Source organism: Bulleidia sp. HCP3S3_C9, assembly GCF_052064035.1.
Taxonomy (GTDB): domain Bacteria; phylum Bacillota_I; class Bacilli_A; order Erysipelotrichales; family Erysipelotrichaceae; genus Bulleidia.
Genome location: NZ_JBQHWJ010000003.1, coordinates 38,204 through 53,699, shown reverse-complemented (window position 1 = coordinate 53,699; position 15,496 = coordinate 38,204). Strand labels below are relative to the sequence as shown.

17 protein-coding genes are annotated in these 15,496 nt (G+C 35.7%); 11 read left to right on the top strand and 6 right to left on the bottom strand.

The window, feature by feature from the left end; all coding sequences use genetic code 11:
• The first annotated feature begins 38 nt into the window (after positions 1–38).
• Both bilQ and bilS read left to right on the top strand, forming a co-directional pair.
• Positions 39–455 (top strand): bilirubin utilization transcriptional regulator BilQ, encoded by a 417-nt coding sequence (gene bilQ, locus ACTND6_RS01375; protein ID WP_441021237.1) that lies wholly within the window; start codon positions 39–41, stop codon positions 453–455.
• A gap of 2 nt (positions 456–457) precedes the next feature.
• The gene (gene bilS, locus ACTND6_RS01370; protein WP_441021235.1) at positions 458–946 is read left to right on the top strand and encodes a flavodoxin family protein BilS; all 489 of its coding nucleotides are present in this window, start codon (positions 458–460) and stop codon (positions 944–946) included.
• Positions 947–959: 13 nt separating this feature from the next.
• Here the strand turns inward: bilS and ACTND6_RS01365 are convergent, their stop codons facing one another.
• Positions 960–1,337 carry a divergent PAP2 family protein gene (locus tag ACTND6_RS01365; RefSeq protein WP_441021277.1) on the bottom strand — a complete coding sequence of 126 codons (378 nt, stop codon included), beginning with the start codon at positions 1,335–1,337 and terminating at the stop codon, positions 960–962.
• A gap of 105 nt (positions 1,338–1,442) precedes the next feature.
• On the opposite strand from ACTND6_RS01365, the gene ACTND6_RS01360 reads away from it, so the two are divergent.
• From ACTND6_RS01360 to ACTND6_RS01350, 3 genes are all read left to right on the top strand, one after another.
• Entirely contained in the window at positions 1,443–2,831 is a 1,389-nt protein-coding gene (locus ACTND6_RS01360) for a uracil-xanthine permease family protein (RefSeq protein ID WP_441021233.1), read from the top strand.
• Positions 2,832–3,254: 423 nt separating this feature from the next.
• Complete coding sequence (gene lysS, locus ACTND6_RS01355; protein WP_441021275.1) at positions 3,255–4,733, top strand: lysine--tRNA ligase; 1,479 nt, start codon at positions 3,255–3,257, stop codon at positions 4,731–4,733.
• Between the two features lie 96 nt (positions 4,734–4,829).
• Positions 4,830–6,293 (top strand): immunoglobulin-like domain-containing protein, encoded by a 1,464-nt coding sequence (locus tag ACTND6_RS01350; protein WP_441021231.1) that lies wholly within the window; start codon positions 4,830–4,832, stop codon positions 6,291–6,293.
• Positions 6,294–6,316: 23 nt separating this feature from the next.
• Here ACTND6_RS01350 and ACTND6_RS01345 read toward each other — a convergent pair whose 3' ends face one another.
• Together ACTND6_RS01345 and ACTND6_RS01340 are read right to left on the bottom strand one after the other, a co-directional pair.
• Positions 6,317–6,964, bottom strand: a complete 648-nt coding sequence (locus ACTND6_RS01345; RefSeq protein WP_441021229.1) for a vWA domain-containing protein — start codon at positions 6,962–6,964, stop codon at positions 6,317–6,319.
• A 67-nt stretch (positions 6,965–7,031) separates the two neighbouring features.
• Positions 7,032–7,979, bottom strand: coding sequence for a macro domain-containing protein (locus tag ACTND6_RS01340; RefSeq protein WP_441021227.1), 948 nt, complete (start codon positions 7,977–7,979; stop codon positions 7,032–7,034).
• An 85-nt stretch (positions 7,980–8,064) separates the two neighbouring features.
• Here ACTND6_RS01340 and ACTND6_RS01335 point away from each other — a divergent pair, with 85 nt between their 5' ends.
• Positions 8,065–8,577 carry a hypothetical protein gene (locus tag ACTND6_RS01335; RefSeq protein ID WP_441021225.1) on the top strand — a complete coding sequence of 171 codons (513 nt, stop codon included), beginning with the start codon at positions 8,065–8,067 and terminating at the stop codon, positions 8,575–8,577.
• 93 nt (positions 8,578–8,670) lie between these two features.
• Here ACTND6_RS01335 and pta read toward each other — a convergent pair whose 3' ends face one another.
• The 3 genes from pta to ACTND6_RS01320 all read right to left on the bottom strand — a co-directional run bounded on the left by pta (position 8,671) and on the right by ACTND6_RS01320 (position 10,756).
• Complete coding sequence (gene pta, locus ACTND6_RS01330) at positions 8,671–9,663, bottom strand: phosphate acetyltransferase (RefSeq protein ID WP_178176766.1); 993 nt, start codon at positions 9,661–9,663, stop codon at positions 8,671–8,673.
• A gap of 106 nt (positions 9,664–9,769) precedes the next feature.
• Positions 9,770–10,195: a flavodoxin gene (locus ACTND6_RS01325; protein ID WP_441021223.1), complete on the bottom strand. Its 426-nt coding sequence runs from the start codon at positions 10,193–10,195 to the stop codon at positions 9,770–9,772.
• A gap of 15 nt (positions 10,196–10,210) precedes the next feature.
• Positions 10,211–10,756: a DUF3793 family protein gene (locus ACTND6_RS01320; RefSeq protein WP_441021221.1), complete on the bottom strand. Its 546-nt coding sequence runs from the start codon at positions 10,754–10,756 to the stop codon at positions 10,211–10,213.
• 119 nt (positions 10,757–10,875) lie between these two features.
• On the opposite strand from ACTND6_RS01320, the gene ACTND6_RS01315 reads away from it, so the two are divergent.
• The 5 genes from ACTND6_RS01315 to ACTND6_RS01295 all read left to right on the top strand — a co-directional run bounded on the left by ACTND6_RS01315 (position 10,876) and on the right by ACTND6_RS01295 (position 15,493).
• A complete protein-coding gene (locus ACTND6_RS01315) occupies positions 10,876–11,772 on the top strand; it encodes an MBL fold metallo-hydrolase (RefSeq protein WP_441021219.1) in 897 nt (298 codons plus the stop codon).
• A gap of 8 nt (positions 11,773–11,780) precedes the next feature.
• Complete coding sequence (locus ACTND6_RS01310) at positions 11,781–12,185, top strand: hypothetical protein (protein ID WP_441021217.1); 405 nt, start codon at positions 11,781–11,783, stop codon at positions 12,183–12,185.
• Positions 12,186–12,197: 12 nt separating this feature from the next.
• Entirely contained in the window at positions 12,198–13,718 is a 1,521-nt protein-coding gene (gene cls, locus ACTND6_RS01305) for a cardiolipin synthase (protein WP_441021215.1), read from the top strand.
• 74 nt (positions 13,719–13,792) lie between these two features.
• Positions 13,793–14,638, top strand: a complete 846-nt coding sequence (locus ACTND6_RS01300; protein WP_441021213.1) for an HAD family hydrolase — start codon at positions 13,793–13,795, stop codon at positions 14,636–14,638.
• 9 nt (positions 14,639–14,647) lie between these two features.
• On the top strand, positions 14,648–15,493 hold the full coding sequence (locus ACTND6_RS01295) for an HAD family hydrolase (RefSeq protein WP_441021211.1): 846 nt from the start codon (positions 14,648–14,650) through the stop codon (positions 15,491–15,493).
• Positions 15,494–15,496 lie beyond the last annotated feature (3 nt).

The following is a 15,496-nucleotide window of genomic DNA, read 5'->3' as shown; positions in this document are numbered from 1 at the left end:
TCAAGTAGTGAGAATATATTTTTTTGAAGGAGGAAGTCATGTACCAAAAAACATTATCTTTCTATATCGTAATGATGTATCGAAACTTTTCATTCTTCACATCAAAAAAGCTGCAAGAAGCCGGGTTGAATTTCGGACTGTTATTTTTCATAATCTATATTGGAAAACATCCTGGCTGCTCTCCTTCTCAATTAAGAGAATCACTTTCTCTAGATTGGGGACATAGTCAAAGAAGTATCAGTCAACTGGCTGATAAAGGATTTATCACAAAGGAAAAAGAAGGAAGACATTACGTATTGAATTTAACAGAACGAGGAAAGAACGCTTTTTCTATCGCATACCAGGTATTCTTTGACTGGGATGAAAGTGTATTACAGACATTTACAGAAGAAGAAAAAAATCAATTATTTTTATTGTTAGAAAAAGCAGCCAAAGAAATAACTAAGGAGAAATAAAAATGAACTACGCAATCGTATGTACAAGTAAAACAGGCAACACAAAACAATTGGCAGATGCCATTCAATCTTCTCTTCCAGAAGAAAAAGTCATCTATGCGGGAATTCCTCAAGCGGAAGCTTTACAGGCTGATCGTATCTATGTGGGATTCTGGACAGATAAAGGAACATGTTGTACAGAAATCAAAGACTTTCTAAAACTCGCAAAAGACAAAGAAATCTTCTTGTTTGGAACTTGTGGGTTTGGTGGAAGTGAAGCATATTTTCAGAAAGTATTAACTGCAGTCAAAAAGAATATTGATGCCAGTAATACAATCGTTGGGACATACATGTGCCAGGGAAAAATGCCACAATCTGTTAAAGATCGCTATCTGAAAATGAAAAAGAGTCCTGTGCCAATTCCAAATGTTGATCAAATGATTGCTAACTTTGATGCTGCTTTGACACATCCAGATGAAGAAAATCTAGAAAAGCTCAAAAAAATGCTCTAAAATGGAGCATTTTTTATATCCAGGCAATGATGATTTCAATCATACATCCCGCAATCACTTCACACATACGATGTCCTAAGGATTCATTTAATTGCACAGACCGATGTAATTCTGCATTGATTTCATTGATCTGTTTTGCATGCAAACCACATTGATAACGCAAATTCAAAGCATCATACACAACAATAAATGCAAAGATAAAAGCAATTGCAAATGTGGATGAAGAAAGCCCATCCTGCATTGCAACTGATGCAGCTAGACAAGCAACTGTACTAGAGTGTGAAGATAGCATTCCACCTGTTCCAACATACCTTTCCAGTTTAAAAGAATGATTCCAATAGCAAAGCAATACTTTCACTCCTTGTGCACATAGCCATGCGAAAAAAACAATGTAATAATATCAAATTCATTCCTGCCTCCTTGAAATACACTTATATTCTTTACAATGTTTGTAAATTCTATTATCATTTTTCGTTAGGAAAAGGAGAAATGAATCATGAAACTGATTTATAACATTCAAGATAAGCCTGCTTTTTCTAAGCTTATCCTATATGCATTCCAGCAGGTATTAGCAATCATGGCAGCTACAATTGCGGTACCTATGATCGTTGGCAATGGCATGTCTACAGCTGCAGCACTATTTGGTGCAGGCGTTGGAACACTCGTCTATGTAGCTTTTACAAAGAAGAAGTCCCCTGTTTTCTTAGGTTCTTCCTTTGCATTTATTGGCAGTATGTGTGCTGCATTTGCTTCTGCCGTATCTGTACAGGTAGGATACGCTGGATTATTGATTGGTGCACTTTGTGCTGGTCTAGTCTATGTAGTAATTTCATTGATTATTCGTAAGGTCGGTGTTCATTGGATCAATCAGTTGATGCCACCTGTTGTTATTGGACCTACAGTCGCTATTATTGGATTATCTTTAGCTACAAATGCTGTTGGTGATCTTCAAAAGTCAAGCTTAACAGGTGAAATGACACAATGGGCAGTTCTATGCGGTCTTGTTGCCCTTATCACAACAATGCTTGTATCTACATATGGCTCTAAAAACTTCAAGCTCATTCCATTTATCGTTGGTATCTTAGCAGGGTATGTATGTGCTGCAGTATTAACGTTTATTGGTAATGCAACAGGCACAGTATCTATGCAGATCATTAACTTTGCACCATTTGAAGAATTATTCAAAAATGGCATTACATTTTCAACATTCTTTTCCATTCCTGACTTTACATTTGTACATGCATTAGAAGGTCTCAAAGATGTTGATGCTGGATATATCTCAAGTGTACTTGTTGCCTATACTCCAGTAGCATTCGTTGTATTTGCTGAGCATATTGCTGACCATAAAAATATTTCATCTATTATTGAAAAAGATCTGTTAGAAGATCCAGGATTAAGCAATACCCTTCTTGGTGATGGTGTTGGTTCTTTCGCTGGTGCATTCTTCGGTGGATGTCCAAATACGACATATGGTGAATCTGTTGCATGTGTAGCAATCACAAGAAATGCTTCTGTTGCGACAATCATTGCTGCAGCAGTTGAATGTATCTTGATTTCATTTATCGCACCATTCATTGCATTTATTTCAACAATTCCTGCATGTGTTATGGGTGGTGTCTGTATGGCATTGTATGGATTTATCGCTGTATCTGGATTAAAGATGGTACAAAGATTAGATCTAGATGTAAATAAAAACCTCTATGTTGTATCCACAATCTTAATTTCAGGTATCGGTGGATTAAGCCTGACATTTGGAAATATTACTATTACTTCTGTAGCTTGTTCCTTGATTTTAGGTATTCTTGTAAATACATTACTCAAGAAAGATCCAAATCCAACACCTGAAGTTACAGAAATGATTGAAGATTCTAAAATTCAAGATTGAAAATGCGAAAAAAACTGATAAAATACGGTTGTCAGCGATGATAAGAGAAAGAATACAGGAAAGCTGTCAGCGAACTTTGGATGGTGGAAGCAAAGTCAGAAATACTATATTTGTAAGGCTCTTTAGCAATTGACCGTTAATCGCGTTAAAGATCAATGAAGGCAACAAGTATTTGTTGTGAATTAGGGTGGTACCACGAAGTAGCTCTCGTCCCTATGGAGATGAGAGCTTTTTATATGCAAGGAGGCAACTATGGCAGAAGAATTAACAAAAGAAGAAAAAGCAAGAATTAAAGAAGAGAGAAGAAAAGCATTTTTAGCTGCACATCCAGAACTCGCTGCTAAACAGATGGAAGCAGAAGCAAAGAAAAAAGATGCAAAGAAAAAAGTTGAAGATATCAAAGAAACAGTTGAATCAATTGCGATGAATGATCAGCAGCAGGCGCGTATTGATAAGATGAATACACTCAAAGAAATGGGCATTGATCCATTTGGACAAGGCTATGATCAGACACACCATGCATCTGAAATCTTTGAACAGTTTGGTGATAAGACAATTGAAGACTTAGATGGTGCAAATCACACAGTTTCTATCGCTGGTAGAATCATGTCTAAAAGAAGAATGGGTAAACTTGGTTTCATCCATTTACTAGATAGATCTGGTAGAATTCAGGTCGTTATCAACCAGAGAGTTGTTGGTGATGATATCTATAACCTGTTCAAGATGAGTGACTTAGGTGACATCATTGGTGTTAAGGGAAGAGTCATTAAGACAATGGCTGGCGAACTTTCTGTAGAAGTACATGAATATACACATTTATGCAAAGCATTACGACCACTCCCTGAAAAGTATCACGGTTTGACAGATAAGGAAGAAAGATATAGAAGAAGATATCTTGACCTTATCATGAATGACTCCAGTAGAGAAGTTGCTTTACTAAGACCAAGAATTGTTTCCGCAATCCGTCATTACATGGATTCTCATGGCTATGTAGAAGTTGAAACACCAATCCTTTCCCCTATTCTAGGTGGTGCAAGTGCAAGACCATTTATCACACATCACAATGCATTGAATAAGGATTTCTACTTACGTATTGCGACTGAATTATCTTTGAAGAGATTACTTGTTGGTGATATGGAAAGAGTATATGAAATTGGCAGAATCTTCAGAAATGAAGGTATGGATCTAAAGCACAATCCTGAATTCACAACAATGGAAGCATATTGTGCATATTCTGATCTTGAAGGCATGATGAAATTCAATGAAGAATTGTTTGAATCTGTTGCTGAAGAAGTATTCCACAAGACAGACTTTGAATTCATGGGGAAAACTATCTCATTGAAGGGACCATTCAAGAGATGGAATATGGTAGACGCTGTCAAGGAAGTTACAGGCGTAGACTTCTGGAAGGAAATGAGTGTTGAAGAAGCATTGAAGATTGCTGAAGAACACCATGTAGAAGTATTACCTCACCAGAGAACTGTTGGTAATATCATCTCCCTGTTCTTCGATGAATTCTGTGAAGATAAGATTGAACAGCCAACATTCGTATGGGGTCATCCAATTGAAATCTCTCCTCTTGCAAAGAAAAATCCAAGGGATCCTAGATTCACAGAACGTTTCGAACTTGAAATCATGGGAATTGAAATGGATAACGCATTCGGTGAATTAAATGATCCAATCGATCAAAGAAAGAGATTTGAAGATCAGTTAAAAGCCAAGGAACTTGGTGATGATGAAGCAAGTGATATGGATATTGACTATGTTGAAGCACTTGAATATGGTCTACCTCCAACAGGTGGTATCGGTATTGGTATCGACCGTCTTGTTATGTTATTAACTGGCATGGATAGTATTCGTGATGTATTACTCTATCCTACAATGAAACCAAGAGAAGACTAATGGATTAGAAGCAATTGTTAAATGCAGTTGCTTCTTTATTTTTCTTAATAAGTATTTCATATTCTTTATGCTATACTAGGGCCATAGAGGTTCGACATGAATAAACATAAACAAACAAACACATTGACCATTGTACTGATTAGCTTTTTAGCAGTTATCCTAGTAGTATTTGCCGGATTATTTTTATTTAACAGATGGGAAGTTGTTATTGACTTGCATGAAATTAATGAAGTACATGCACAATATGGCTTGCCATATGAAGATCCTGGCGTAGAAGCAAAATACACAGGTTCCATTTTTAAATTCTATAAAAAGAAAGCAGATGTAACGATTGACTCTTCTCAAGTAGATCTTAAAAAAATGGGAGAATATACCGTTACCTATACCGCAAAATACAAAGATAAAACAGCAAAAGCAACTAGAAAAGTCATCGTAGAAGATACAATTGGCCCAGACATTCAATTAAACAGCACTTCAGACGCCTATACTGTATACAATCATCCATATGAAGAAGAAGGCTTTCAGGCAATTGATAATTATGATGGAGATGTGACAGATAAAGTACAATCGAAAGAATCCAATGGATATGTATATTATACGGTGACAGATTCCAATGGAAATACATCTACAGCAAAGCGAAAGATTACTTATGATGATCGTAAAGGTCCTCTGCTTTCATTAAGTGGTGGTGAAGAAGTCAATGCATTCTATGGTGAAGAATACAAAGATGAATATACCGCAATTGATGACTGTGATGGAGATATTACTTCTCAAGTAACGGTAGAGGGAAGTGTAGATACAAATACAAAGGGTGACTATGAATTGAAATATACCGTTACCGATGCACATGGCAATACTTCCACTGCCGTTAGAAAAGTACATGTCATCGACAAGCCTGCATACAATGATGGATCAATGGAAGGTCCAAAAGTCATCTATTTAACATTTGATGATGGTCCATACAAGTATACAGATCAATTACTTGATATCTTAGACAAGTACAATGTCAAAGCAACATTCTTCACAACAAGTGCATATCCAGACTATGCTTACTGCATTAAAGAAGAAGCACAAAGAGGTCATACAGTAGCAGTACATACCGCAACACACAACTACTCTAAACTGTATGCTTCTACAGATGCATACTGGGCTGACTTTGATCAGCAGAATGCAGTCATTGAACAACAGACTGGGTCTAAATCCAAACTATTCAGATTCCCTGGCGGATCCAGTAATACTGTCAGCAGAAACTACTGCAGAGGTGTTGTTTCTCAAATTGCACAACAGTCTAGAGAAAAAGGCTATGTATATTTTGACTGGAATGTATCCAGTGGAGATGCTGGTGAAACAAGCAGTTCAGATGTTGTATTTAACAATGTCACTTCTCAAGTTGCCGCAAATTCTCAACATGGAAAACCAAGTGTTGTTCTGCAGCATGACATCAAAGATTTCTCTGTCAATGCGGTAGAAAGAATCATTCAATGGGGTCTAGAAAATGGATACTCTTTCAAGCCATTAACAGAATACAGCTTTACAGCTCACCACGGTATTGCAAACTAAAAAGGATCAATGGATCCTTTTTTTCATTTTCTTTTATGATAATCTTCTCTAATTTTATGTGGCCAGTCATTTGGCAGTGATTCTTTTGCATTGCCAACTGTTGTTCGCATTTTAATAATATTTTCTGAAAGAACAGAATAATTCAGTTCTGTCCCCTCTTCATCACACGCATAGCGAACTGCCTGATCAATCCCAAACTTATTTGCTTCCTGAATGACATCCATATTTGCACCAATAAATATAAACTCCCATCCATACTTTTCTTTCTGCCTTTCAACCATTTGTTTAATGGTTACATAAGTATATCTTTTTGAACTGTTTTCTAGTCCATCAGTAATGATTATAAACAATGTTTTTCCAATTTCTTCTTTACTGTACTTATGTACATTACCAATATGATGAATGGCACCACCCATGGCATCCAGCAAAGCAGTACAGCCTCGAGCATAATATTGCTTTTGTGTCATTTTTTTCACTTCATTTAATGGCACACGATCATAGATTACTTCCTGTACATCATCAAACAGCACACACGATACATAACACTTCCCTTTTTCTTTGCTTTGCTTTTGAATCAATGAGTTAAATCCTCCAATCGTATCCTTTTCAAGTCCACTCATCGAGCCACTGCGATCTAAAATAAATACCAATTCACTTGTTTCATATTTCATATGAATACCTCCTGATGTATGCATACTTTATCATCTACATCTAAAAAAACAGTCGCTTCAAAAGCGACTATTTGATGATATATGGCAAGCCATGTTCCTCTAATTGAATGTCTATTTCAATCATATCGTAGATTTCATTTTCAATGAAATATTGAAAAATGATGTCTGTTTTATCACTTGGTGAAAAAGCATAGCCTGCTCTAGATAAAAGGTCTTTCGCTTCATCCAGATTCAAATGTGCACCGACACATAAACATTGTGCAACAATCTTGCCTGGATGAGAGCCATTCTTGATCTTAGAAAACAATTTCTTATCCACCAATGCATTTTTATACACTTCTGGATATGACAATCCTTTTAGAGAAATCAAATATAATAAATATTCACTGAATGTATCAGATGTATGCATTAAACGTTCTTCTAAAGAATCAGGAATACTGCCTTTAACACTTGCAGGCATTGCATAACAATATTCCTCTAATAATGCATCTTCAACATAATAGTCTGTAATGTATTCTTCTAGATGCGCAGCTATCTGCTTACTGATGTTTGTGGATTCCTGATCAAATACAACTAGATATACCATCACATCATGTTGAGAAGTAAACGTTTGTATTTCTTCTAATGCAATACGAAATCCAATTTCTTTTGGACAACGATAGCTGCCGGTTGAAATCAGAGGAAAAGCAACACTTTTGATATTGTTTTCTTCAATGACTTGAAATGCATTCTGATAACATTGATGAATCAAAGCATTTGTTTGTTCTCCTTCATAATAAGGAGATACAACATGTAGAATATATTGACAGTCTAATGCAAATCCTGGCGTCAAAAATACATCGCATTCTTCAAATTTACCAAGCGCATTTCGATACGCTAACAGTTCACTAGATTCCGCTGCATGGTAGATTGCACTATCACATCCATCTCCAATTGCAGGATATGGATTTGCGGTATTTACAATGCATTCAACATGCATTTTCGTAATATCATTTCGAATGATTTTATATGGCATAGATATTCCTTTTTTATTTAACAGAATTTTATCACATTTGTTAAAATATAACCAAAATATCACTTTCTTTTCCTATACTGTAGACATGAAAAAGAAGATCATAAAGAAACCAAATCCTATTGGTTACGCAATGCTTGAAAAACATGGTGAATCCAATTATGTTTGTCTCTATGACGAAACAGCTTTTGATGTTGTTTTTGAGCATGCACAAAAATACATACAAAAGCATTCCACGCAGGATTATTTAGATTATGACTGGCAGATTGTTGCCTATTCTAATGAAGATGCATGGAAGGAAGATGGTTTATATGATTCCATTGTATTGCGTATTAAAGGGAATACGATTAAACAGTACGATGTTGTTACGGAGTATCTTAACGCGTTTCATACACGCGAGCGTGATGGTGTACTTCTATCAACATTGGAATCACAAATTACGCAGATCTGTGAAAAGTATTGTGCAACACCAACATGGAATACGATCCTGGAAATCGATACATTAAAAAATATGTATCGTTCCATTAAGACAAATGATTTCTCATCGTATCAAGAAATCTATATGAATATTGATACAAATGCTAAGCAAGCTTATAGTTGAAATACTAAAGGAAAAAGTGATGTATGTTAAAGTACATCACTTTTCTTATGTTCATATTAAAAGGAATAGACTTCTATCTATTCCTGATTCGTTTTACTTTTGAACTGCTAAAGAAGCTGTAATGATTGCCATGGAATAAACTTCAATTGCATTACATCCACGAGACAAGTCATTGATAGGCGCATTCAATCCTAACAGGATTGGACCATAAGCTTCAAAGTTACCAAGTCTTTGAGCAATCTTATAACCAATATTACCAGCATTGATATCTGGGAAAATAAATGTATTTGCGTGACCCGCAACTTCAGAATTAGGACACTTTGTTCTAGCAACTCTTGGTGCTACTGCAGCGTCAAACTGAAGTTCACCTTCAATAGGAAGTCCAGGATAAGCAGCCTTTGCCTTTGTAGCTGCATTTCTCATCTTATCAACATCTTCACCCTTGCCAGAACCTAATGTTGAGTAAGAAAGGAATGCTACCTTTGGATCAATTCCGAAAATCTTAGCACATTCAGCAGTTTCACCACAGATTTCAACAAGATCATCTTCTGTTGGCTTAATGTTGATTGCACAGTCACCCATAGCTAATACTTCATTTTCACCTGTTGCTGATGGTCTAACTAAGATAAAGCATGAAGATACGATCTTATTTCCTGGCTTTGTCTTAATGAGCTGTAAAGCAGGACGAACTGTATCTGCTGTGGAATACGTTGCACCGCCAAGCAATGCATCTGCAATACCCATCTTAACAAGCATTGTACCAAAGTAGTTTGCACCCTTTAATACTTTACGTGCCTGTTCTTCACTCACACCCTTGCTCTTTCTGAGTTCACAGAATAAAGCAACCATTTCATCAATACGATCAAAATTTTCAGGATCAATGATTTCAGCTCCACGAATGTTATATCCACTTTTTTCTGCAGCTGCTAATACCTTTTCTTCATTACCAACTAAAATTGGGCTCAAAAAGTTACTAGCAAGAAGTCTTGAAGAAGCTTCCAAGATTCTAGGATCTTCACCTTCTGTGAAAACGATTTTCTTAGGATCTTTTCTAAGCTCATCAATCATCTGACCAAAACCATACATAATATATAATACCTCCAATAAACTAACGTTTTTATATGTTTCGCTTATTCATTCTATACTTATAAATGCATAGAATCAATTTTGTGAAAACGCTGTCAATCTTTTGCTAAGATGCCAGTTCTGCGCCTAGTTTATTGCATGCTTCATTCGCTTCTGCATCAGGTGCATAGTTCGCAATAACACCCTGATTTATAAGGTTTGCACCATCATTTATAACTCTTTCACTCCATAGTTCCATCCATTCACCAACACCCCATCCATAACTGCCGAATAGACCAACTTTCTTGCCATTCAACAATGTTTCTACACTGGAAAACATTGGTTCAAAACTACCTTCTTCTAACTGTTCTTCTCCCATTGCCGGACAGCCAAATGCAAATGCATCATAGTTACTGATATCACTTGCTGAAAAGGATGTACAGTCAATTACATCTGCACTTCCTCCTGCATTTCTTACCCCATCTGCAACAGCATTTGCCATCATTTCTGTATTTCCTGTTGCAGAATAATACACGATTGCTACTTTATTCATTTTTTTCATCTCCTTTTAAGCTAACGCAATTTCTTCTAAAGGAATACCAGCTTGAAATAAATTCATGCATCTTTGTGCTGCATGCTCATATAAAGCAAATTTCTTTTTTGCTTCTTCTACATTTCCATATACCTTCCACATGCCGTGATACACACATTTCTCATTTTTCATAAATCCAATCACATCTTCACTTGGATATCCTAAAAAACAGCCAATTTCATGTGGAAACTGATGAGAAGAAACAAACTTGTTTCTAAGTACATTCAAACAACATCCAATCCTATGATCACTATATCCCATTTCTTTCATCAGTTCTCTTGTATCTGGTACATCTAATGCTTCTTGTAACAATTTTGGACGAAACATATAAATCAATGCATGATTCTTGCCTGGATAGGATAAAACCATCATGTGAATCCCTTTTTTTGACAATCTTTTATTCATATGCAGAATATCATCATTCAGTTTTTGTTTTGTCTCATATTCACAATTGATCAAACTTGCACATTTTACTGCAGTTAATGTTGGCGAGCATAACTCCGCAATCAAATTTTCTGGCATAGTATCTCCTTTAGTTAGTGGTAACTAACTAAATATATTATATTCTAATTGAAGTTAGTTTCAACTAACATGCATTGCGTTATGAAGAATTTTTCTAATCATTACGCTATAATATCCGTATGACAAAAACAAAACTTGTATTATTAGGTACAGGAACACCAAATGCGTGTCCTGAAAACAGTGGCCCTGCTAGTGCCATTATTGTAAATGATCAGGCATATCTGATTGATTTTGGACCAGGCGTTGTACGTCAGGCATCGAAAGCATACTTCAAAGGAATTGATGCTTTACGTCCAGATCGATTAAATATTGCTTTCTGTACACATCTTCATACTGACCATACCGTTGGGCTGGCAGATCTTATTTTTACACCATGGGTATTAGAACGTGAAAAACCTCTGCAGCTATATGGTCCGCAAGGCTTAAAAGATATGGCAGAAGATATAACACATGCCTATGTGAGAGATCTAGATATGCGCTTACGTGGAGATGAGCCAGCAAATCCAACCGGCTACAAAACAGAGGTACATGAACTTGATGCAGGAATCAAAGATTATGGCATCATCTATAAAGACAACAATGTTCAAGTGAATGCATTTACAGTCAATCATGGTCGCTTACAGTCTCTTGCATATAAATTCATCACAGAAGATAAGACAATTGTTGTATCCGGTGATACGTGTCCTGTTGAAATCATGAAAGAAAAAGCAAGAGATGCAGATATCCTTCTGCATGAATGTGAATACACAAAAGGATTAGAAACAAGAAGTGAACAATGGCAGATCTATCATAGAAATGTACATACATTAAGTGTAGATCTTGCAAAGCTTGCTATTGTGGCAAAACCTAAATTATTGGTTACATATCATCGCATCTATCATATGAATGTTTTTGATCGTTCTTTTGATTTAAAACAAGAAATGGAAATTAGAAAGCAAGCCATTTTAGAAGAAATCAAAGATGCGGGATACAATGGGAAAGTTATCAATGGAGAAGATCTTGATATCTTCGAATAAGAGGTAGTATGTCAAAATTTACAGATTTACATTTAGAATTAGAAATCAAAGCAAAGGATTTCAGAGAAAATCCTACAGATGAAAATGGAGATAAAATCATTGCGGAAATTGTACATCTAATAGAAAACAACGCTTCTATCCTTGTTGATGGCATTCCAAGTGATGTAAATCCAAATGTGATTGTCCCATCTGGATACTATGCAAATGATGGCAGATTCTATATTCATATCTTCTCATCTAAAGTTTCATTTGATGCTTCCACTGCGACAAATCCATTACTGACACATATGCATGGATTAATGGAATTCATGAATAAAAATCAACAGATTGGTGGTTTTTCATTAAACCATACACAAAAAAATGGATCTATTTTAATCACAAGAGAAGATATTGATGCTTTCACAAAGAAATAAGTGAGGTGAATAATGAAACTAAGAATATGGTTTGGCAGAATTATTCCAATGGCAATCATTGTTATTGGTGAAATTGGATTATATTATCTGCTTTTCAAATGGTTGACATCAGCATTTGTATACATTGAATTTATATTACATTTATCTGCGTTTTTCATCATTTTAAATATTGTTCGTACAAGCAGACATTTATCATCTGATTTAATGTGGATCATCATGATTATGTTATTTCCTATATTTGGTACATTAGTTTATATCATTATGTTTATAACGCTTATATTCGGTAAAACATTCCGTAATATTATTACCGAACAAAAAAAGGCTGCACCATATTACAAACAAGATGAAACTGTCATTCAGGAAATACAAAAAGAAAATGCAGACTATGTTTCTCAATTAGCATTCCTTCACCAGGAAGGATTTCCATTCTATCGAAATACAGACTTTTCGTTCTATTCTCCTTGTGAAGAAGGATTTGAACGTATGATAAAAGAATTAAAAAAAGCAGAAAAGTATATCTTCATGGAATATTTCATTATTGAAGAAGGCATCATGTGGAATTCCATTCTTTCCATCCTGGAAGAAAAAGTCAAACAAGGTGTTGAAGTACGTGTCATGTATGATGATATGGGATCTTTAAATACACTTCCTGCTTCTTATACAAGACAATTAGAGAAAAAAGGAATCAAAGCTGTATCTTTCAATCGCATTTCCCCTGTGATTAATACCATCATGAACCACAGAGATCATAGAAAAATTCTTGTTATTGATGGAAAAGTTGCATTTTCTGGCGGTGCTAATCTTGCAGATGAGTACATCAATGAAAAAGTGATCCATGGTCATTGGATGGATAATATCATCTGTGTCAAGGGAAATGCTGTATGGTCTTATTTGGTAACATTCTTAACAAACTGGAATGCCCTGCGTCATGAAGATGAAGATTATACAGTATTTAAAAACAAGGAAACGATTGATGAATCAAACTTTGATGGGTATATTGCTCCATACGCAGAAACACCACTCGATGAAGAACTCACAGGACAGTCTGTCTATGAAGATATCTTAAACAGTGCAAATCGTTATGTCTATATCATGACACCATATCTCATCATTGATTCAGAAATGATCAATACACTCATTCATACTGCGAAAAAAGGTGTTGATGTCAGAATTATCATGCCTGGTATTGCAGATAAACAGATTGTTCATGATATTGGAACATCCTATTATGCACAACTCATTCAAGGTGGTGTCAAAATCTATGAATATGAGCCAGGATTTGTTCATTCCAAAGTATTTGTATCCGATGATGTCTATGCTACAGTAGGTACGATCAATCTTGATTATCGTTCATTATATCTCCACTTTGAAAATGGAACTCTTCTCTATCATTCAAAACATGTGATGGATATCAAACAGAATTTTGAAGACACTTTAAAACATTGTAAACAGATGAATTTAAAAGATACACATGTCAATATCGTTAAAGGACTGTTCTTGAGTATCATTCGAATCTTTTCTCCATTATTATGAAACAATGTTCCACCCTTTTTCATGGTAAGATACTATGTGAAAGGGTTTTTTAGTTACCCACTAAAGGAGAAAAAATGAGTAACCGTAAAGTAATTTTTTTAGATGTTGATGGTACATTGATCGACTATCGTGCTATTATGCCTGAAAGTGCAGGCAGAGCAGTTGATGAAGCTAGAAAAAATGGCCACCTTGTATATATTTGTACAGGCTGTTCAAAATATGAAATCTTACAGAGAAATCTCTGTGAGCTCGATGGCATGATTGGTGCAAACGGTGGATATGTTGAAGATCATGGTGAAGTATTGATGCATCAGTCTTTGTCTGTTGAAGAAGTTAAGCACATCGTTGAATGGTGCAATGAAAGAAAAATGGGAATCAACCTGGAAGCAAATGGTGGTATCTTTTCAAATGAATATATGAAAGATCAGGCTGCTGAAGTATTCAAAAAGTATGCATTAGGTAAAGGCAGTGACCTTGCAAAAGCAGAAGCAGTTGGACAGTCTTCCGCAGAACATCTGAATATCCTTTATGGAGATGATCTCTATAGAGATGACATCAATAAAATTGACTTCGTATTACGTTCCTACCAGGATCATTTAGATTCTAAGAAGGAATTCCCAGAACTGATGGCAAATACATGGGGTGGTCAGGATGAAATGGCTTTATTTGGTGACTTATCCCCTGCTGGCATTACAAAGAAGAATGCAATTGATTTACTGCTCAAACATTTAAATGTTGATCCAAAAGATACAATTGCATTTGGTGATGCTAAAATTGATATTCCAATGTTTGAAATCTGTGGATATGGTGTTGCGATGGGAAATGCCGGTAAAGAAACAAAAGAAGCTGCTGACTATATCACAACGGATGTCAATGATGATGGTATGTATAATGCATTCAAGCATTTAGGTTTAATTTAAGGGGAAACTATGTCTGATAAAAAAATTGTATTTTTAGATGTTGATGGTACACTCATTGACTATAACGCAATCATGCCATCTTCTGCTGGTAAAGCAGTAGATGAAGCTAGAAAGAACGGACATCTTGTATATATCTGTACAGGCTGCTCCAAAGCTGAAATCCTGCAACGTGATCTTTGTGAACTCGATGGCATGATTGGCGGCAATGGTGCATATGTAGAAGATCATGGTGAAGTTGTCATGCATCAGGGCTTAACAGTAGAAGAAGTCAAACACATTGTTGACTGGTGTAATGAAAGACATCTTGGCTTCTATTTAGAGGCAAACAGTGGAATGTACTGTAATGACTACATGCTAGAACAAGGTCCAGAAACAATGAAAAAGTATGCACTTGGAAAAGGTGCAGATGAAACAAAGGCAAAGACTTCAGCTGAATCCTTCGTCAATGCATTCATTCATTTACCAACAGAACAGTTATACAGAGATGATATCAATAAGATTTCATTCATTCTTTCTTCCTACCAGGATCATTTAGATTCTAAAGAAGAATTCCCAGAACTCATTGCGAATACATGGGGTGGAAAAGATGAACAGGCATTATATGGTGACTTGTCTCCTAAGGGAATCACAAAAAAGCATGCCATTGATGTATTGTTGAAGCATCTTGGTAGAGATGCAGAAGATACAATTGCATTTGGCGATGCTAAAATTGATATTTCCATGTTTGAATTATGTGGATATTCAGTAGCAATGGGAAATGCAGGAAAAGAAACAAAAGAAGCTGCTGACTACATCACAACAGATGTCAATGATGACGGCATCTACAATGCATTTAAACACTTAAATCTCATATAAAAA